Here is a 20,033-nt window from a genome sequence, read left to right as displayed (position 1 = left end):
TTTCCACTCACTTAAAATCTAATGGATAGTTAATCAAAGTATCATAATGTTTAATCGTTACCACATCGGCACTCAGATGGACAATTTCTCCCCCATTGGGTAACAATGCCCCTACACGTAAACGCTCTTTATTCGTCAGTAATAAGTAATTACCATGGCGACTCTGTACAAAGCCAGCCACTGGCGCAGGCAGATACTTGCTTTCATCATGAGAAGGCGCAATATCCTGATAAATTAAAGAAAGAGCGGGGTCCTTTTTCTTTAATGCTGCTAACGTTTCTTGCAAAATGCGTTGATGAGATTCATCCAGTACACCACTGATAACAAAAGAGCGCCGCATTGGCGTAACATTGACAAGGCCCACTAAACCGTTCTCTATTATCGCAGAAATAATATCATCCCCCTGAGACTGATGAGAATGACTAATCTGCCAGTGCAATAACCCGGGAATATCTGCAAGTAATGGTTGAACCTTACGCCATTGCTGATCCATTTGTATGTCATCATGAATTAACACGCTTCCCGGCCCTTCGCTGGATACTTCAGCATGCGGGTAACCCATTTTTATCAAAACATCCTGCACTTCTCGTATCAATAAGTCATCACAGATTACACCATCCCGATACATGACCCCCCATGATTCGAGAGTCGCTCTCACCTTTTGCATCTGTTCGCTTGACGAGCAATAACCGGACAACTGCAGGCTTCCATCTTCTTTCCATTGCGCCCGCACATAATGAATATTGCTTTTGTCTAATAAAAACTTAACCCGCAAAGGTAAATCATTTACCGTTTCAGGCTGACCGCCAATACTTAACAGGACACCCATTCCACCGATGAAAATCAAGAATACACCAGCCAACCACCAGTAGCCTGATCTGGAAACGGGTATTTGATAATCAGCAAGTTCACAATCCTGTTTACCAAACGCGATAGCCACTCCCGCAACCTGCAAAACCCCACTGGATGGTAGCGGCTTATTTGGATTAAATCTGCGGCCATTAACTCTAACTCTGGCTTTCCCGGCATCAACAAATAAACTATCTGCCTGTTCTCTCAGAATGATTTTTTCATTTATAGTAAGCGGAATACAAATATCGCATCCTTTCTCCCCCAGTGACAGGTTACCTTCATTCAGCCATACTTCCCGGCCTTGTAAAACGTGACCTAAAAAACGTATTTTCCAGGAGTTCTTTGGATTAACCATGAGATATGCCATTATTTACTACTGAGGCTTTAATCAAAAACAGCCTGATTACACTATGTACTTGAGTCGTATCATTGCGAAACAAATGGCCTACGACAGGAATATCGCCCAATAAAGGGATTTTGTTTTGCGAGTGGATTTGTTTACCTTGTTTAAATCCTCCCAGCAATAGACTCTGTCCGGCTAATAATGTGGCTTGCGAAGCAATTTCAGAATTTTGCACTTCGGGTAGCGGATCTGTTTCGCTTTGCGTATCACTTTGTTGTCCATCCTGAATATTAAGATTAAGCATTATTTTTTGCGTGCCATTGTCATTTAACAAGCGAGGTGTAACGCGCAACAAAGAACCCGTAGTGATGGATTCAAGTTTAGCCACTTTTTCTCCCTGCAGTTTGGTATAGAAAGTAATATTTTTATCCAGCACAGCCTGGATATTATTTAAAGTCACCACAGATGGCTGGGAAAGTACATAAGCCTGAGAGCTTTTTTCCAGGGCATTCAAACGCACCATAAAGTTTGAGGTATCACTGATTACCGTTGAAAAACCGCTAGCGCCACCGTCATTCAAACCTGTATTGAACGCAATTTTCTTGCCACCCAGCGACACTGCCGTTCCCCAGTCGATGCCTAACTGGTTAATATCTCCAGCATTAACATCGATAATTTTCACCGAAATCTCTATCATCTGCTGGCGTTGATCTAATTCTGTGATGAGTTTCCGATACCCGGCCATATTGGCCGCATAATCACGAACGATCACTGCATTCTGGCGTGGGTCGGCAGCAAACATGGGCAATGCCTGTGTAGCGGGTGAACCATTGGTCGTCGATGACGCCGGTACGCTGGTTTTACTCATCTCACGCAATACACTCACGACCCCTGGAACCACGACGGACTGATCGCGATATTGGTATTGGGTATCCATCGCAGTGGCATACTTAAGCGTGTATATACTTACACTCACCGCACTGTCTTTTCGTTTGATTAACGCATTATCCAGCACTGAAGCTAATTGACTAATACGAGTCAGACAGCTGGGAACACCGCTCACCTCCACAGCTCTGGTACCGGTAATTTCTTTAACCTCGCATCCCGGTGATGAAAGGATATTCTGGCTGCGTAAGTAATGAATGAACCGTCCAGTAGATAAAATATTGAAAGTGATAACCTGATGTTTTAATAACGATGCAGGATATACATATAACATGCTGCCATCAAACCAGGTAAGCAAATCATATTGTGCTGCCAGGTTATTCAAAATATCGACCGGTGGTCCAGGCGGAATTTTCCCACTAAATGTAGCTGTTATCAATGGGCTAATAGTAATAGCCGTATCATAGTTCTCTGAGAGCAGATGTAAAACCTCTGCTAATGGCATTTGTCTGGCATAAAGGGTGAAGTCATTACCTTTCCATGATAACTCATCACTCTTTGCTGTATTGAGTATAAATAGTAAAATTAAGATTAAACGTTTATTTACTACCATTTTATACCCCACCCGAATAAAGTTTATGGTGATTGCGTATTACATTTTTTAAAATGCAAGTTAAAGCCAGGTGTTTTTCTATCTCAATAGCAATAAGCTCAGAGCTACTACTTGTGGTATAATAACCGTTTAACCATCCCCCATCCGCTGTGAGCTGTATAGCATAATCATGGACGTCCGGGTGTGCTGCAAGCAGTAGTGTCACATAGGCAAGACAAGGCTTAGGTAAGCTTTCCAGGTCATTTAAGAACAAAGAAATAGAAAATGCTTCTGAGAAAATTTCTCCTCTGGCAGGATGCCCATCAATAGTCATTATCCAGGATCGGCTATTACCTTCGGCCTTGATATCCTGAATTAATGGAATGCCTTTTAAAACTGCCAGCATGAATCCCTCCTCAGACATAAATGGGAGTTTCTATCAAATTCGCTCACAACCACATCCGTAAAAAGCCTGATTCACATTTATTTCGACTATACTCTTCTTGTACAATATCAGGATGCTGTCTACATATACCTTGTCACAGGCGATTCTATCATTCGGATTTTCCGATAAATTCACAATTACACTTTCAGCATTGACATAAAAAATTACAATTTGAAAAATTATTTATTAAATAAACTGTTACGATGTTTTTACATCGCCACCTTATTAAAAAGTAATTGTAGTCATCGACTGGGTTATATATGAAGAAATTTATCTTCCTAATGATAACACCATCGATTAATCTTCTGATGAAACTATATGTACTGCGATAGTGATCAAGTGCCAAAGATTTTGCAACAGGCAACTGGAGGAAAGCATTATGAATTTGCTCAATCTCAAGAATACGCTGCAAACATCTTTAGTAATCAGGCTAACTTTTTTATTTTTATTAACAACAATAATTATTTGGCTGCTATCTGTGCTTACCGCAGCTTATATATCAATGGTTCAGAAACGGCAGCATATAATAGAGGACTTATCCGTTCTATCCGAGATGAATATTGTACTAAGCAATCAACAGTTTGAAGAGGCTGAACGTGACGCTAAAAATTTAATGTATCAATGCTCATTAGCGTCTGAGATTCATCATAACGATATTTTCCCTGAGGTGAGCCGGCATCTTTCTGTCGGTCCTTCAAATTGCACGCCGACGCTAAACGGAGAGAAGCACCGTCTCTTTCTGCAGTCCTCTGATATCGATGAAAAAAGCTTTCGTCGCGATAGTTTTATTCTTAACCATAAAAATGAGATTTCGTTATTATCTACTGATAACCCTTCAGATTATTCAACTCTACAGCCTTTAACGCGAAAAAGCTTTCCTTTATACCCAACCCATGCCGGGTTTTACTGGAGTGAACCAGAATACATAAACGGCAAAGGATGGCACGCTTCCGTTGCGGTTGCCGATCAGCAAGGCGTATTTTTTGGGGTGACGGTTAAACTTCCCGATCTCATTACTAAGAGCCACCTACCATTAGATGATAGTATTCGAGTATGGCTGGATCAAAACAACCACTTATTGCCGTTTTCATACATCCCGCAAAAAATACGTACACAGTTAGAAAATGTAACGCTGCATGATGGATGGCAGCAAATTCCCGGATTTCTGATATTACGCACAACCTTGCATGGCCCCGGATGGAGTCTGGTTACGCTGTACCCATACGGTAATCTACATAATCGCATCTTAAAAATTATCCTTCAACAAATCCCCTTTACATTAACAGCATTGGTGTTGATGACGTCGGCTTTTTGCTGGTTACTACATCGCTCACTGGCCAAACCGTTATGGCGTTTTGTCGATGTCATTAATAAAGCCGCAACTGCACCGCTGAGCACACGTTTACCAGCACAACGACTGGATGAATTAGATAGTATTGCCGGTGCTTTTAACCAACTGCTTGATACTCTACAAGTCCAATACGACAATCTGGAAAACAAAGTCGCAGAGCGCACCCAGGCGCTAAATGAAGCAAAAAAACGCGCTGAGCAAGCTAACAAACGTAAAAGCATTCATCTTACGGTAATAAGTCATGAGTTACGTACTCCGATGAATGGCGTACTCGGTGCGATTGAATTATTACAAACCACCCCTTTAAACATAGAGCAGCAAGGATTAGCTGATACCGCCAGGAATTGTACACTGTCTTTGTTAGCTATTATTAATAATCTGCTGGATTTTTCACGCATCGAGTCTGGTCATTTCACATTACATATGGAAGAAACAGCGTTACTGCCGTTACTGGACCAGACAATGCAAACCATCCAGGGGCCGGCGCAAAGTAAGAAGTTGTCATTACGTACTTTTGTCGGTCAACATGTCCCTCTCTATTTTCATACCGACAGTATCCGTTTACGGCAAATTTTGGTTAATTTACTCGGGAACGCGGTAAAATTTACCGAAACCGGAGGGATACGTCTGACGGTCAAGCGTCATGAGGAACAATTAATATTTCTGGTTAGCGATAGCGGTAAAGGGATTGAAATACAGCAGCAGTCTCAAATCTTTACTGCTTTTTATCAAGCAGACACAAATTCGCAAGGTACAGGAATTGGACTGACTATTGCGTCAAGCCTGGCTAAAATGATGGGCGGTAATCTGACACTAAAAAGTGTCCCCGGGGTTGGAACCTGTGTCTCGCTAGTATTACCCTTACAAGAATACCAGCCGCCTCAACCAATTAAAGGGACGCTGTCAGCGCCGTTCTGCCTGCATCGGCAACTGGCTTGCTGGGGAATACGCGGTGAACCACCCCACCAGCAAAATGCGCTTCTCAACGCAGAGCTTTTGTATTTCCCCGGAAAACTCTACGACCTGGCGCAACAGTTAATATTGTGTACACCAAATATACCAGTAATAAATAATTTGTTACCACCCTGGCAGTTGCAGATTCTTTTGGTTGATGATGCCGATATTAATCGGGATATCATCGGCAAAATGCTTGTCAGCCTGGGCCAACACGTCACTATTGCCGCCAGTAGTAACGAGGCTCTGACTTTATCACAACAGCAACGATTCGATTTAGTACTGCTTGACATTAGAATGCCAGAAATAGATGGTATTGAATGTGTACAATTATGGCACGATGAGCCGAATAATTTAGATCCTGACTGCATGTTTGTGGCGCTATCCGCTAGCGTAGCGACAGAAGATATTCATCGTTGTAAAAAAAATGGGATTCATCATTACATTACCAAACCAGTGACGTTGGCTACCTTAGCTCGCTATATCAGTATTGCCGCAGAATACCAACTTTTACGAAATATAGAGCTACAGGAGCAGGATCCAAGTCGCTGCTCAGCGCTACTGGCGACAGATGATATGGTCATTAATAGCAAGATTTTCCAATCACTGGACCTCTTGCTGGCTGATATTGAAAATGCCGTATCGGCTGGACAAAAAATCGATCAGTTAATTCACACATTAAAAGGCTGTTTAGGTCAAATAGGGCAGACTGAATTGGTATGCTATGTCATAGACATTGAGAATCGCGTAAAAATGGGGAAAATCATCGCGCTGGAGGAACTAACCGACTTACGCCAGAAAATACGTATGATCTTCAAAAACTACACCATTACTTAATATTATCTTAATTTTCGCGAGGGCAGCAAAATGAAAGAATATAAGATCTTATTAGTAGACGATCATGAAATCATCATTAACGGCATTATGAATGCCTTATTACCCTGGCCTCATTTTAAAATTGTAGAGCATGTTAAAAATGGTCTTGAGGTTTATAATGCCTGTTGCGCATACGAGCCTGACATACTTATCCTTGATCTTAGCTTACCTGGCATCAATGGCCTGGATATCATTCCTCAATTACATCAGCGTTGGCCAGCAATGAATATTCTGGTTTACACAGCATACCAACAAGAGTATATGACCATTAAAACTTTAGCCGCAGGTGCTAATGGCTATGTTTTAAAAAGCAGTAGTCAGCAAGTTCTGTTAGCGGCATTGCAAACAGTCGCAGTAAACAAGCGTTACATTGACCCGACGTTGAATCGGGAAGCTATCCTGGCTGAATTAAAGGCTGACACGACCAATCATCAACTGCTTACTTTGCGCGAGCGTCAGGTTCTTAAACTTATTGACGAGGGGTATACCAATCATGGGATCAGCGAAAAGCTACATATCAGTATAAAAACCGTCGAAACACATCGGATGAATATGATGAGAAAGCTACAGGTTCATAAAGTGACAGAGTTACTTAACTGCGCCCGAAGAATGAGGTTAATAGAGTATTAACCAGGGGCATCCGATGGTATTAAGCATTGGTCATATTTTGATGAGCCTTACGCCACGCAGTATTGCTCATCATCGACAAAATCCATACGGATGCCCTGGTATGCCGCACCATTTATCACTACCTTAGTCTTCATTTAATCATGATATAGTAGAATCCCCTTATTTAACGGGCTTTACCATGTCGTATTCTATCGGCGAATTTGCCAGACTATGCGGTATCAATGCCGCCACGCTAAGGGCATGGCAGCGACGCTATGGTTTATTGAAACCGCAGCGTACTGATGGCGGGCATCGCTTATACAGCGATGACGATATTCGACAAGCGCTTAGCATCCTCGACTGGGTGAGAAAAGGCGTACCGATAAGCCAGGTCAAACCCTTACTGTCGCGTCCGGTCATTCGCCTGGGCGATAACTGGATAACGATTCAGGAGACGATGCTTCAACATCTCCACGAAGGGCGAATTGACGCGCTGCGGCAGTTGATTTATGACTGTGGCCGGGAATATCCCCGCGCAGAACTGGTGACCCATTTATTGCGTCCGTTGCGCAGCAAAGTGTCCGCGCATCTTCCCGCCGTGATGACGCTGCGCGAAATACTGGATGGCATCATTATTGCCTACACCTCTTTTTGCCTTGAAGGCGACAGAAAAGCGCCTGGCAACAATGCTTTTATTAGCGGATGGCATCTCTCGGATCACTGTGAAATCTGGCTGGAAGCGTTGACTCGTACCGGACAAGAGCTGCGGCTCAATGTGCTTCCCTCTCCACCAGCCGTTCTGGCGCCCGAGCTGTTCGCCCAGAGAAAATGGTTCCTGGTGACCACCGGCAAGCTCACTGCCGGGCAGAAAAAACAGCTTGCCCAGTGGCGCAACGTGGTCGCTTCGCTGGAGGTTATCACACTATAAGCGCTGAAATAGATTTCTTCCCCTCACTCTATCTTATTGATATTTAAGTACATCAAAAAAATCTCCGCGAAAACTTAGACAAAAAAACAAAGTTGTGTAAGTTTTAAATCAGCGTGAGATAACATTTTGCGCCATTGGCGTCAGTCGTCGTACTTTCAATAAGGGGGAATCATGAATAACAAACCCGTAGTCGGCATTAGCGGATGTCTGACTGGCGCCGCGGTACGCTTTGATGGCGGACATAAGCGTATGGATTTTGTCATGAACTCTCTGGCGCCGTGGGTGGCCTACAAACCGATCTGTCCGGAGGTGGCGATCGGCCTGCCCGTGCCTCGCCCTGCGCTGCGTCTTATCCAGACGACCTGTGGCGACATTCGGATGCGCTATAGCCATGCCCCGCACGATGACGTCACCGAGCGAATGAATGCCTTTGCCGATCGGTTTCTGCCAACAATAGGCGAACTGGCGGGGTTTATTGTGTGTGCAAAATCGCCCAGTTGCGGAATGGAGCGCGTTCGCCTGTATGATGAAAAGGGTAACAGGGGCCGCAAAGCTGGCACGGGGCTGTTTACCGCCGCGATGATGGACAAATATCCCTGGCTGCCGATAGAGGAAGATGGTCGCCTGCACGATCCGGTACTACGCGAGAATTTCATCGCACGTATCTTCGCGCTACATGAATTAAATGCGCTACGCGCGCAGGGCTTGAGTCGTCACAGTTTGCTCGCGTTTCATAGCCGATACAAACTTCAGCTTCTCGCCCACCACCAGGCCGGCTACCGCGAAATTGGCCCTTTCGTCGCGCGTCTGCATGAGTGGGACGATCTGGATGCCTTCTTTGTCCGATACAGAGAAAAACTGATGGCTATCCTGCGCCACCCCGCTTCACGTAAAAATCACACCAATGTGCTGATGCATATCCAGGGCTATTTTCACCGCGCGTTGAACAGCAGGCAACGCGCGGAATTACGCGAGGTGATTCTCGGCTACCGGGCGGGCCGACTACCTATCCTGGCACCGTTAACGCTGCTGAAGCACTATCTGGCGGAACATCCGGATGACTATCTACGCAGCCAGAATTATTTTGAGCCGTACCCTGATACATTAGGGCTGCGCTTAGCCATCACCTGATAACCCTGCGCATCGCTAACGGCGGGTAACCAGCCCGCCATGGTGACAATCGCGACGATTCAAAGACGATGCCCACTGTCATTTCGTTATTGCCAACAGACTGTTTCCACCCTGATAGCGGCTATGACCGCGCCAGAGCGTTAATCACGGTTTCCATCGCCTGTTTTTCTAACGCGCTACGTTGGATGCGTTGATTCGCCAGCGCGGTTCTTAACACGCCCGCAATAACAATATATTTAGGCTCCTGCCCCAGATCGCGCATTTCCAGCACGACCTTGCCCACCACCCGGCACATCTCGCGGTACAGTTCGTCATCTTTTGTCGGTTTTGTCATACGTTTTACTCGTCGCCAGCTCAAACCAACAGAATATAACAGTCTTCTCAATTAAACAAAATTTGATGCAAATCAAAGAAATAACGCAGTTTATTATTCATGGCTCATACGTTGTTCGTATTCTGGTCTCTGGCGAGGCCATTTTTTCGAAACGCCTAATCAGTTCCGCCAGGCTACCGGCCTGCATTTTTTCCATGACTCTGGCGCGGTGCACCTCTACGGTACGCACCGCGATATTCATCGCTTCCGCAATTTCACGGTTCATAAACCCTTTTGCCACCAGGCTGGCCAGCTCACGCTCTTTCGGCGTCAACTGCTGGTAACACAGTATAATCTCACGGCGCGCCACCGCTGCCGATGAAACCGTCAGCGCACGCTCCAGCGCCGCCTGTAGCGGTTTTACCGATACCGGTTTTTGCAGAAAATCGACGGCGCCGCGTTTCATCTGCTCCACGGCCATCGGTACATCGCCATGCCCGGTAAGAAAAACAACCGCCAGGGTACTTCCGCACTGGCGCAACGCATCATGAACGCCCTGCCCATCCAGTACCGGCATTCGCATATCCAGTAATACGACCCCGGCCTGATACAGACTGGCCTGCGCCAAAAAATCCGCCCCCTGCGTCCAGCATTTTACGTCATATCCCAGACTTTCCAGTAAAAACGCGCACGCGTTAGTGACCGCCGTATCATCATCCAGTAGATGAATTGTCGCCATCCCTGCCCCCATGTTCATGTAAGAAATGTATCGTGACCACCGTTCCCGACAGACCGTCCGGCGCGGTCTGGTTCCTGATGCTGATATCGCCCCGCCCATACCGCACCAGCCGCTGGCAAATCGCCAGCCCTAAGCCCATCCCCTCTTTACGGGTGGTCATAAACGGCTGAAACGCCTGACGTAATAGCGCCTCATCGATTCCCCCGGCGTTATCCTGTAAAGCGATACTGATGCCGTTTTCAGTGCGTTCAGCAACGACCCATAAATGGGTGGCGCCCGCCTGAGCCGCATTAAGAATGATATTCGCCAGCACCTGTTCCAGCAGCACTGACGGCAGCGTTACGCGCAGCGCAGCGCTAACCTCGGTATGCAGAGTCACTGTCGGAAACTGTTGCGCCATACGCAACAATTGCCAGACATGATCAATCGCCTCGCGAATGGCTATGGCCTTCCACGCTTCGGTTAGCACCGGGTTGCCCTGCGCCTGGCTGACCCAGTGACGCAGGTTACGCAGAGTATCCGCACCGCGTTGCGCCTGCTGGTCAATCTGCTCCAGCGCCGGCAGCAAGGGATGCTGTTCATCTGCAGCGCGCAGTCGAATCAGGCACCCCTGGGCATAATGTCGAATCGCGGAAAGCGGCTGATTAAGCTCATGGGCAAACCCGGAGGTCATTTCACCCAACACGCTCATTTGCCGGGCGGTTTCCAGCGCCCGCTCATGCTGATGAAGGACTACGCTATTACGTTCCAGTTGCTTTCCACGTCGACGCACCAGCAGCATGACCCAAATATAATTGAGCGCGAGCAACAGGAACGCCAGAATCACGCCGCCGACCATTAGCTGGTGCTGGATTAACCAACTTTTGACATCCAGCCACAGTCGACGCTGCTGAGGGTGCTGACGAACATCACGCAGCAACGCTTCCACCTGACTGGTCGACGCTGGCGCGCCCCAGTGAAATGACGCGGCGGCGGGCGCGTTGAATAGCGCTCGCGTTACGCGATCCGCCAGCGCATCGCTTACCGCAGGTAGCGCCGCGAACGACCAGTCAGGATATAACGGCGTACTGGTTAAGCAAGGCAGGGGCGTCGGTCGGGAAAGCAGCGCGATAAAGTCCTTTTTATTAATCAATCCTTCCTGATCCATATTTTCTAACAGACACACTGGCACAATTGCCGCCTGCACCGCTTTTTCGCGCAGCATATAGATTAAGGCATCGCCAGGAAATCCGGTAAAACGAAGATGAAAATCGCGCTCCGGGCGTAAGCCCGCGTCGCTGAGCGCTTTATAGCCTAATAAATAGCCGCCAAATGCCTGAGCATCAATCGCGCCGACTGTCTTACCGATGAGATCATGCGCCGTGGTGATGCCGCTATCGCGCCGGGTCAAAATCACGCTGCCAATAACATTACTCACCGCTTTCCCATCGCGCGTGGAGCGCAGGGAAGCTAACCAGCGCAGCGGCGCATGGCTGTTCAGTTGGACAAATTGCGCCGGGTTGGTTATCACAAACTGCACGGTTCCCTGGTTAACGGCCTCCTGCATTTGATGCAGATCCAGCGGCTGGATGTGAAAGGTTTCGCCTGGAAGCTGTTGGCTTAATGTCTTTGCCAACGGTTGCCAGTGGCTGCGCGTAGACGCCTCGCCGCGCATGGCCAGAATACCGATATTCCACGTCCCTGCCCACGCGCCATGACAAAGTAGCCCTACTGCCGCCAACACCGCCAGGCGCCTTACGGTTTTACCTCTCACCCCAATATCCCTGTCAATTATGTTGTTTTAGATCAACAACAAGCCGGGTATGTGGTTAACCACAATAGAGTGCACCCCGTCTCGATTTTTACACTGTAAATCATCAACATTTTTTATTCATTACACATGAACCAACATCGTGACAAATGTTTCATTGTTGGCAATGTGGACGGGAGTCAATATGGACAGCAGTAAACGGCAATTTCTCCAGCAGCTCGGCGTCCTGACCGCTGGCGCCTCGCTGGTTCCGCTGGCTGAAGCGAAATTTCCTTTTTCGCCGGAGCGGCATGAAGGCTCTCCCCGACACCGTTACGCCATGCTTATCGACCTGCGGCGTTGTATCGGCTGTCAGTCCTGTACCGTAAGTTGCACTATTGAAAACCAAACGCCGCAGGGCGCGTTTCGTACGACCGTGAACCAATACCAGGTCCAGCGTGAAGGTAGTCAGGAAGTCACGAATGTGCTATTGCCGCGTCTGTGCAACCATTGCGATAACCCCCCCTGCGTGCCGGTCTGCCCGGTACAAGCCACCTTTCAGCGGGAAGATGGCATTGTGGTGGTGGATAACAAACGCTGCGTCGGCTGCGCCTATTGCGTCCAGGCGTGTCCTTACGACGCCCGATTTATCAATCATGAAACGCAAACTGCCGATAAATGCACGTTTTGCGTCCATCGTCTGGAAGCCGGACTGTTACCCGCTTGCGTAGAGTCCTGCGTCGGCGGCGCGCGTATTATTGGCGATATCAAAGATCCCCATAGCCGCATCTCCACCATGCTTCATCAACATCGCGACGCTATCAAGGTATTAAAGCCGGAAAACGGCACGTCGCCCCATGTTTTCTACCTGGGTCTGGACGACGCCTTTGTCACCCCATTAATGGGCCGTGCGCAGCCCGCGCTTTGGCAGGAGGTCTGAATGACGCATTCACTCATCATTGAAGAAGTGCTGGCTCACCCGCAGGACATTAGCTGGCTGCCGTGGGCGGTACAATATTTCTTTTTTATTGGCATTGCCGCCTGCGCCGCACTGTTTGCCTGTTATCTTCACTGGCGGAAAAAAGACGCCGCAACAGAAGAAAATCGGGCATTACTGATTGCCATTACCTGTGCGATTACCGCACCGCTGGCGCTGACGGCGGATCTGCACCAGACCGCCCGCGTCTGGCATTTCTATGCCTGGCCGACGCCCTGGTCGTGGATGCCCTGGGGAGCGTTGTTCCTGCCGCTGTTTACCGGATTTCTCGCTCTGTGGTTCCTGGCGCAGCAGATAAAACGATTATTCAATAAAAGTTACAACGTCACTAAATGGTTGGCGTTAGCCAGCGCGCTTTGCGCGGTGGGCCTGTTGATTTATACCGGCCGCGAAGTCTCCGTTGTGCTGGCGCGCCCAATCTGGTTTAGCTATGCCTTCCCCGTGGCGATGTTTCTTAGCGCCTTACAGGCGTTCTTCGCGCTGATGATTGTCGCCGCCCGACGCGACTCGGTAAGGCTGCCAAAAATACTGTGGGGACAACTCTGGACGCTGGCGGCGCTGGGTCTGGTGGTGGCCATGTGGGTCAGCGGCGATACGCTTTCCGGCACGGCAATCCGTCAGTGGATTACCGTCGCCCTGTCAGCCAAATATTACGCTGTCGGCTGGCTAGCGCTGTGGGTATTCACGCTGCTGTTCTGTAGCCTGGCGCTACGTCATCCGTTATCGCAACTAAGACGCGTCCTGCTGGTTCTGAGCGCGCTGGCGCTATGTTGGCTGATGCGCTGGACATTGTTGATTCAGGTACAAACCGTCCCCAAGTTCAACGCGCAATTTAACCCTTACTCGTTACCAGGCGGAACGGATGGCTGGCTGGCTATTCTCGGCACCTTCGGCCTGTGGATAGCGCTACTGATTATTATTCGTGAAACGCTGAACGGACTCACCAGGAGATTACAACATGGCTAATTTAACCCGTCGTCAGTGGCTAAAAGTCGGTCTCGCCGTCGGTGGGATGGTCACTTTTGGTCTGAGCTACCGTGATGTGGCGAAACGCGCAATTGATGGCCTGTTAAACGGGACATCCGGCAAGGTAACGCGCGACCGCATCTTTGGCAATGCGTTAATTCCGGAGGCGCAGGCGCAAACGCACTGGCAGCAAAATCCACAACAAACCATCGCCATGACGCAATGCTTCGGCTGTTGGACACAGTGCGGTATCCGCGCCCGGGTTAATGCCGATGGCAAAGTGATACGCATCGCCGGCAATCCCTATCACCCCTTGTCGCAGGAACACCCGATTGACTCGTCCGTCCCTTTTAGCGAAGCCATGGAGCAACTGGCGGGAGAAAGCGGTCTTGACGCCCGCTCAACCGCCTGCGCGCGCGGCGCCACGCTGCTGGAAAGCCTGTACAGTCCGCTGCGACTGCTTGAACCAATGAAACGCGTGGGTAAACGTGGCGAAGGGAAATGGCAGCGCATCAGCTTTGAGCAGCTTATTGAAGAAGTCGTGGAAGGCGGCGATCTGTTTGGCGAAGGTCATGTGGACGGACTGCGCGCTATTCATGCGCCGGATACGCCAATTGACGCAAAGCATCCCAGTTTCGGGCCCAAAACCAATCAGTTACTGGTCACGAATACCAGCGACGAAGGCCGCGATGCGTTTCTGCGTCGTTTTGCGCTAAATAGCTTCGGCAGCAAGAATTTCGGCGCGCATGGCGCCTACTGTGGACTAGCTTACCGGGCCGGCTCCGGGGCGCTGATGGGCGATCTGGATAAAAACCCGCATGTCAAACCCGACTGGGAAAACGTGGAGTTTGCGCTCTTTATGGGCACCTCCCCGGCACAGTCCGGTAATCCCTTTAAACGCCAGGCGCGTCAGTTGGCGAGCGCCCGGCTGCGTGAGAATTTTCAATACGTCGTGGTCGCCCCCGCCCTCCCCTTATCAACGGTGCTCGCCGATCCTCGCGGTCGCTGGCAACCGGTCATGCCCGGCAGCGATTCGGCGCTGGCAATGGGGATGATCCGCTGGATCATGGATAATCAACGTTATAATGCTGATTATCTGGCGATTCCCGGCGTACAGGCGATGCAGCAGGCCGGCGAGCAAAGTTGGACCAACGCCACGCACCTGGTCATTGCGGATGAACTGCCGACGCTTGCCGGACAACACCTGACGCTGCGCCATCTTACGCCCGATGGCGAAGAGACCCCTGTCGTACTGAATACCGACGGCGAGTTGGTCGATGCATCCGCTTGCCGACAGGCACGGCTTTTCGTGACGCAGTACGTTACGCTCGCCGACGGCCAGCGGGTCACGGTGAAGAGCGGGTTGCAACGCTTGAAAGAGGCGGCAGAAAAGCTCTCGTTGGCGCAATACAGCGAACAGTGCGGCGTGCCGGAAGCGCAAATTATCGCGCTGGCGGAAACCTTTACCAGTCACGGACGTAAAGCTGCGGTCATCAGTCACGGCGGCATGATGGCCGGCAATGGGTTTTATAACGCCTGGTCGGTCATGATGCTTAACGCGCTGATCGGCAACCTCAGCTTGTCCGGCGGCGTCTTTGTCGGCGGCGGCAAATTCAACGGCGTTAGCGACGGCCCCCGCTACAACATGAACAGTTTTGCCGGAAAAGTGAAACCGTCAGGGTTAAGTATTGCCCGTAGCAAAACCGCTTATGAAGCATCGGAAGAATACCGCGACAAAATTGCCGGCGGGCAATCCCCTTATCCAGCCAAAGCGCCGTGGTATCCCTTTGTGGCAGGCCAGCTTACCGAACTGTTGACCTCCGCGCTCGAAGGCTATCCTTATCCGCTTAAAGCCTGGATTTCCAATATGAGCAACCCGTTTTACGGTGTTCCCGGTCTACGCGCCGTGGCGGAAGAAAAGCTAAAAGACCCTCGCCGACTGCCGCTCTTTATCGCGATTGACGCCTTTATGAATGAAACGACGGCGCTGGCGGATTACATTGTGCCGGATACGCACAATTTTGAGAGCTGGGGCTTTACGGCACCCTGGGGCGGCGTAGCCAGTAAAGCCACTACCGCCCGCTGGCCGGTTGTCGCCCCCGCCACTCACCGAACGGCGGACGGGCAACCTGTCTCAATGGAAGCATTTTGTATTGCGGTAGCAAAACGGCTCCATCTGCCCGGCTTCGGCGACCGGGCGATAACCGATCCGCAGGGCAATACTTTTCCACTGAACCGGGCGGAAGACTTCTATCTGCGCGTAGCCGCTAATATCGCCTTTATGGGCAAGACGCCGGTCGCGCTGGCAAATCAGGAAGATATTTCGCTTACCGGCGTCAGCCGCATTCTGCCAGCAATTCAGCACACGCTTAAAGCTGATGAGGTCGGTCGCGTGGCGTTTATCTACTCGCGTGGCGGCCGGTTTGCGCCCGAGGATAGCGGCTATACGGAGCAACGGTTAGGTAACGCGTGGAAAAAACCCTTACAGATCTGGAATGCAGATGTCGCCGCCCACCGTCACGCCATCACCGGGGAGCGTTTCAGCGGTTGCCCGGTCTGGTATCCGGCGCGTTTGTCAGATGGTCGTGCGATTGACGACCAGTTTCCCATTGGGCAATGGCCGCTGAAACTGATTTCATTTAAATCAAATACCATGTCCAGCTCAACAGCCGTCATCCCGCGCTTACACCATGTGAAGCCAGCAAACCTGGTGGCGCTGAATCCGCAAGACGGCGAGCGTTATGGACTGCAACATGGCGATCGGGTACGGATCATTACGCCGGGCGGTCAGGTCGTGGCGCAAATCAGTTTGTTAAATGGCGTGATGCCAGGCGTCATCGCCATCGAACACGGATATGGCCACCGCGAGATGGGCGCAACGCAGCACTCTCTGGACGGCGTGCCTATGCCGTATGATCCACAAATCAGGGCAGGCATAAATCTTAACGATCTGGGCTTTGCCGATCCGACAAGAACCATTACCAATACCTGGCTCGACTGGGTTTCCGGTGCGGCAGTACGTCAGGGGCTGCCGGCAAAAATCGAGCGTATATAACCCCAGGGCCGGAGAGCGATATCGTCTTATTTCGTCGAGGGTAGCGACTGATAAGCGAACGCTGTCCGGCTGCATATACTCACTGAATCGTGCAAGCCCAACTATTTTACGTTCACCCCGCCATATTACATAGAAAATATATGACAACACTCACAAAACTATTTTCCCCTTCTGTAAGCAATTAATATTTAACACATTGACTGCGCTTCTGATTATTGACATTCATTTGGGGTTACTTCCGGTTGACCGCATAATCTGTGATTGAATTCACCGCATGACAACATTGCCATAAATACAATTCAACTCACTACCCGGAGGCAATATGTTTAAAGAAGAAAGACGTCATGCCATCATTAATTTACTGATAAAGGATAATAGTGTTAGCGTCAGTAAACTTTCAGACCTTTATAAGGTTAGCCAGGAGACTATTCGTTCCGATCTACGCTATTTCCAGAAATCAGGTATGCTTCAGCGTTGCTATGGCGGAGGGATTTTAAACCGTGACGCGCTGAGTAAGCTTATCACTGAAAATAAGATTGATATCTCCAGCACTATCGCCACGCCAATCCATCAGGATGCAAAACTGCGCCGGGAAAACACAAAAAAAGCAGGCAAGGTGTGTGTTTTAGGCTCCTTCAATATTGATGTTTCAGCAACCGTGCCGTGGTTTCCACAAAGCGGAGAATCCATTCTGGCCAGTCAATTTGGATTCTATCCTGGCGGTAAAGGAGCCAACCAGGCTTTAGCGGCAAACAATGCCGGCGCTGCGGCACATTTTATTTTTAAAGTGGGTAAAGATCAGTTCAGCGCATTTGCTATGAATCATATTATTCAATCAGGCATCACCTCATACAGCGCGTATCAAACAGATAAAGCGCCCACCGGTAGCGCATTGATCTATGTCTCCGCCGTGGATGGCGATAATATTATCGCCATCTACCCTGGCGCCAATATGATGCTCACCACGCAAGAGATTAACGAGCAACACCGTTATGTCGCCGAGTCTGACGTTATGTTAATGCAGCTCGAAACGAACATTGAAGCGTTGACTGAATTTATTCACCTGGGCAAACAAGAAAATAAAATGATCATGCTGAATCCTGCCCCCTATACGAAACAGGTGACGCATTTATTATCTGATATTGACATCATCACGCCGAATGAAACTGAAGCCTCTTTTTTATCCGGCGTAACCATTACTGATATTAATGATGCGAAAAAAGCCGGAAATATTATTCTGCAATCCGGGGTGAAAAAAGTCATTATTACCCTTGGCGCCCGTGGTTCTCTGCTCTGTGAGCACGCCCGCACGTTGTATATTCCTGCGTGGAGCGCCGTGGTAAAAGATGCCGCTGGGGCCGGTGACGCTTTTAATGGCGCCTTAGCCGCCGCGCTGGCGCGACAAGCAGATATGGTCGCAGCCATTCAATATGCCTCCGCTTTCGCTTCTCTGGCGGTGGAACAAGTCGGTGCGTCGAGTATGCCTCAGCACTTGCAGGTTTTACATCGAATGCGTACCCAATCTAATAAAGTCATTCACATTAATTAACAGGTGACATAATGAAAATTTTATTTATTGGCGAATCCTGGCACATTCATATGATTCACTCTAAAGGTTTTGATAGCTTTACATCGAGCAAATATGAAGAAGGCGCAGACTATTTATTATCCTGCTTACGCCAGGGTAATATCGATGTGGACTACATGCCTGCCCATATTGTGCAAACTCGTTTTCCACAAACCGCCGAAGCATTAGCCTGCTATGATGCGATCGTCATCAGTGATATCGGTAGCAATACGTTCCTGCTACAAAACAGAACGTTTTATAATATGGACATTATTCCTGATGCATTACAACTTATCGCCGATTATGTTGCTGAGGGCGGCGGTCTGTTGATGATCGGCGGGTATTTATCCTTTACGGGAATAGAAGCAAAAGCCAATTATAAAAATACGGTTCTGGCGGAGGTATTGCCGGTTGATATGCTGGATGTAGATGACCGCGTAGAACTACCGCAAGGATGTAAAGCAGTAAATACTGCGGTAGAGCATGTTATTACCCAGCCATTTAGCGAATGGCCGCCGCTATTGGGCTATAACAAGCTTATCGCCAAAGAAAATAGTCAGGTCCTTGCTGAAATTAATGGCGATCCACTGTTAGTTATGGGTACTTACCATAAAGGGAAAGTATGTTGCTTTGCCAGTGATTGTTCGCCGCACTGGGGAAGCCCGCAGTTTCTGCAATGGGAACATTACGCCACCTTCTGGTGTAATGTTTTACACACAATAAAAAAATAATATTACCCAGGCGAATATAAATTTCGCCTACCCTGCCACACACTGAGTCATTAAGAATATGAATGATACTTATCTCTATGGCGAAATGTTTTCTGAAAACATATTGACAAGCTATCGGATTTATGGAGACAGAAAATCATTACTCACGCCGCTCATTATCCTTCATGGCGGCCCTTCTGGCGGCTTTGATTATTTATTAAATTATCGCCGTCTGGCTGATGATGGGCGCATGGTAATATTTTACGATCAATATGGCTGCGGTCGTTCAACGCATTTTCCTCATGCTGACGCGTCTTTCTGGACTATTGCGCGTTATCTCCGTCAATTAACCCAATTAATTCATCACCTGGGTATTGGACACGGGTATTCGATACTGGGACATTCCTGGGGCGGAATGCTTGCCGCAGAGCACGCCTGCTTACAGCCTGCCGGGCTTCGCGGGACGATACTGGCCAGTTCGCCGGCCAGTATCGCCCTGTGGCAACAGGAAGCCATACGGCTCTTTAACGCTCTGACGCCAATGTCCGATGACGATATCAAAAACGTCATTATGCCCGCCGTCATTTATCAAAACCCACCGGAACAGCTGGTCGCTTATTATGCCAGACACGTTTATACCCTCGCGGAAGAAGCCGTTCATGTTCAGCGATCTAATGCGCAGTTCGCCGCCGACCCTACGGGTTATCACATTTTATGGGGAACCAATGAACTGGCGGCAAATGGCAAACTTGCCGACTGGGATATTACGCCCCATTTGTGCCAGATACGCTGTCCTGTTCTGGTACTACGCGGCGAAAACGATCAGGCAACCGAGCGCGTCGTCTCTCCGCTGCTCTCTCACATTTCAGACTGCCGCGCGGTCACTATTCCTGGCAGCAGCCATAACCCGCATGAAGAAAATATCGCGCCCTGCCTCGCAGCGGTAAGCGCGTTTTTACGCGATCTGGCATAAAAAGCCATTAAGGTATTT

The 20,033-nt window shown here is 49.2% G+C and carries 16 protein-coding genes; 10 read left to right on the top strand and 6 right to left on the bottom strand.

Features of this window, described 5'->3' with window-relative positions:
* Positions 1-7: 7 nt before the first annotated feature.
* From ssaD to spiC, 3 genes are read right to left on the bottom strand one after another with little or no spacing between them, the layout of a single operon-like run.
* Positions 8-1,219, bottom strand: coding sequence for a SctD family type III secretion system inner membrane ring subunit SsaD (gene ssaD / locus ABVN36_RS07565; protein ID WP_020898724.1), 1,212 nt, complete (start codon positions 1,217-1,219; stop codon positions 8-10).
* Positions 1,200-2,693 carry an SPI-2 type III secretion system protein SpiA gene (spiA, locus tag ABVN36_RS07560; RefSeq protein WP_000261287.1) on the bottom strand — a complete coding sequence of 498 codons (1,494 nt, stop codon included), beginning with the start codon at positions 2,691-2,693 and terminating at the stop codon, positions 1,200-1,202. Before spiA ends, ssaD begins: the two co-directional genes overlap by 20 nt.
* A gap of 1 nt (position 2,694) precedes the next feature.
* Positions 2,695-3,096, bottom strand: coding sequence for an SPI-2 type III secretion system protein SpiC (spiC, locus tag ABVN36_RS07555; protein WP_001562740.1), 402 nt, complete (start codon positions 3,094-3,096; stop codon positions 2,695-2,697).
* 400 nt (positions 3,097-3,496) lie between these two features.
* On the opposite strand from spiC, the gene ABVN36_RS07550 reads away from it, so the two are divergent.
* The 4 genes from ABVN36_RS07550 (at position 3,497) to mlrB (ending at position 8,966) form a co-directional block, all read left to right on the top strand.
* A complete protein-coding gene (locus tag ABVN36_RS07550; protein ID WP_023138171.1) occupies positions 3,497-6,259 on the top strand; it encodes a two component system sensor kinase in 2,763 nt (920 codons plus the stop codon).
* A 30-nt stretch (positions 6,260-6,289) separates the two neighbouring features.
* Positions 6,290-6,928 (top strand): two component system response regulator, encoded by a 639-nt coding sequence (locus tag ABVN36_RS07545; RefSeq protein WP_000666334.1) that lies wholly within the window; start codon positions 6,290-6,292, stop codon positions 6,926-6,928.
* 178 nt (positions 6,929-7,106) lie between these two features.
* Positions 7,107-7,835 carry a MerR family transcriptional regulator gene (locus ABVN36_RS07540; RefSeq protein ID WP_000122320.1) on the top strand — a complete coding sequence of 243 codons (729 nt, stop codon included), beginning with the start codon at positions 7,107-7,109 and terminating at the stop codon, positions 7,833-7,835.
* A gap of 171 nt (positions 7,836-8,006) precedes the next feature.
* Entirely contained in the window at positions 8,007-8,966 is a 960-nt protein-coding gene (gene mlrB / locus ABVN36_RS07535) for a transcriptional regulator MlrB (protein ID WP_001060717.1), read from the top strand.
* Between the two features lie 121 nt (positions 8,967-9,087).
* On the opposite strand, the gene fumD is transcribed toward mlrB, so the two are convergent.
* From fumD to ttrS, 3 genes are all read right to left on the bottom strand, one after another.
* A complete protein-coding gene (gene fumD / locus ABVN36_RS07530) occupies positions 9,088-9,300 on the bottom strand; it encodes a fumarate hydratase FumD (protein ID WP_000165779.1) in 213 nt (70 codons plus the stop codon).
* Between the two features lie 97 nt (positions 9,301-9,397).
* Positions 9,398-10,018, bottom strand: coding sequence for a tetrathionate respiration response regulator TtrR (gene ttrR / locus ABVN36_RS07525; protein ID WP_000190927.1), 621 nt, complete (start codon positions 10,016-10,018; stop codon positions 9,398-9,400).
* Entirely contained in the window at positions 9,993-11,771 is a 1,779-nt protein-coding gene (gene ttrS, locus ABVN36_RS07520) for a tetrathionate respiration histidine kinase TtrS (protein WP_077908603.1), read from the bottom strand. Before ttrS ends, ttrR begins: the two co-directional genes overlap by 26 nt.
* A 181-nt stretch (positions 11,772-11,952) precedes the next feature.
* Between ttrS and ttrB the strand changes: the two genes are divergently transcribed.
* The 6 genes from ttrB (at position 11,953) to ABVN36_RS07490 (ending at position 20,015) form a co-directional block, all read left to right on the top strand.
* Entirely contained in the window at positions 11,953-12,687 is a 735-nt protein-coding gene (gene ttrB / locus ABVN36_RS07515) for a tetrathionate reductase subunit TtrB (RefSeq protein WP_001527654.1), read from the top strand.
* Entirely contained in the window at positions 12,688-13,710 is a 1,023-nt protein-coding gene (gene ttrC, locus ABVN36_RS07510) for a tetrathionate reductase subunit TtrC (RefSeq protein WP_000149766.1), read from the top strand.
* A complete protein-coding gene (ttrA, locus tag ABVN36_RS07505) occupies positions 13,703-16,765 on the top strand; it encodes a tetrathionate reductase subunit TtrA (protein WP_023138169.1) in 3,063 nt (1,020 codons plus the stop codon). The genes ttrC and ttrA overlap by 8 nt, the downstream gene beginning before the upstream one ends.
* A gap of 322 nt (positions 16,766-17,087) precedes the next feature.
* Positions 17,088-18,314 (top strand): PfkB family carbohydrate kinase, encoded by a 1,227-nt coding sequence (locus tag ABVN36_RS07500; RefSeq protein ID WP_023138168.1) that lies wholly within the window; start codon positions 17,088-17,090, stop codon positions 18,312-18,314.
* Positions 18,315-18,325: 11 nt separating this feature from the next.
* Positions 18,326-19,063, top strand: coding sequence for a glutamine amidotransferase (locus ABVN36_RS07495; RefSeq protein ID WP_000697187.1), 738 nt, complete (start codon positions 18,326-18,328; stop codon positions 19,061-19,063).
* A 58-nt stretch (positions 19,064-19,121) separates the two neighbouring features.
* Positions 19,122-20,015, top strand: coding sequence for a proline iminopeptidase-family hydrolase (locus tag ABVN36_RS07490; RefSeq protein WP_001000508.1), 894 nt, complete (start codon positions 19,122-19,124; stop codon positions 20,013-20,015).
* The last annotated feature ends 18 nt before the right edge of the window (positions 20,016-20,033 follow it).

The sequence above is a fragment of the Salmonella sp. SJTUF15581 genome, from assembly GCF_043356775.1.
Lineage (GTDB): Bacteria > Pseudomonadota > Gammaproteobacteria > Enterobacterales > Enterobacteriaceae > Salmonella > Salmonella enterica.
Note: the sequence above shows the minus strand (reverse complement) of the source record. Positions and strands in the feature narration are given on the sequence as shown.

Bases quoted from the DNA above. Each gene is read 5' to 3' on its own strand.
- ssaD (WP_020898724.1), bottom strand. From the start codon at position 1,219: ATGGCATATCTCATGGTTAATCCAAAGAACTCCTGGAAAATACGTTTT.
- spiA (WP_000261287.1), bottom strand. From the start codon at position 2,693: ATGGTAGTAAATAAACGTTTAATCTTAATTTTACTATTTATACTCAAT.
- spiC (WP_001562740.1), bottom strand. From the start codon at position 3,096: ATGTCTGAGGAGGGATTCATGCTGGCAGTTTTAAAAGGCATTCCATTA.
- ABVN36_RS07550 (WP_023138171.1), top strand. From the start codon at position 3,497: ATGAATTTGCTCAATCTCAAGAATACGCTGCAAACATCTTTAGTAATC.
- ABVN36_RS07545 (WP_000666334.1), top strand. From the start codon at position 6,290: ATGAAAGAATATAAGATCTTATTAGTAGACGATCATGAAATCATCATT.
- ABVN36_RS07540 (WP_000122320.1), top strand. From the start codon at position 7,107: ATGTCGTATTCTATCGGCGAATTTGCCAGACTATGCGGTATCAATGCC.
- mlrB (WP_001060717.1), top strand. From the start codon at position 8,007: ATGAATAACAAACCCGTAGTCGGCATTAGCGGATGTCTGACTGGCGCC.
- fumD (WP_000165779.1), bottom strand. From the start codon at position 9,300: ATGACAAAACCGACAAAAGATGACGAACTGTACCGCGAGATGTGCCGG.
- ttrR (WP_000190927.1), bottom strand. From the start codon at position 10,018: ATGGCGACAATTCATCTACTGGATGATGATACGGCGGTCACTAACGCG.
- ttrB (WP_001527654.1), top strand. From the start codon at position 11,953: ATGGACAGCAGTAAACGGCAATTTCTCCAGCAGCTCGGCGTCCTGACC.
- ttrC (WP_000149766.1), top strand. From the start codon at position 12,688: ATGACGCATTCACTCATCATTGAAGAAGTGCTGGCTCACCCGCAGGAC.
- ttrA (WP_023138169.1), top strand. From the start codon at position 13,703: ATGGCTAATTTAACCCGTCGTCAGTGGCTAAAAGTCGGTCTCGCCGTC.
- ABVN36_RS07500 (WP_023138168.1), top strand. From the start codon at position 17,088: ATGTTTAAAGAAGAAAGACGTCATGCCATCATTAATTTACTGATAAAG.
- ABVN36_RS07495 (WP_000697187.1), top strand. From the start codon at position 18,326: ATGAAAATTTTATTTATTGGCGAATCCTGGCACATTCATATGATTCAC.
- ABVN36_RS07490 (WP_001000508.1), top strand. From the start codon at position 19,122: ATGAATGATACTTATCTCTATGGCGAAATGTTTTCTGAAAACATATTG.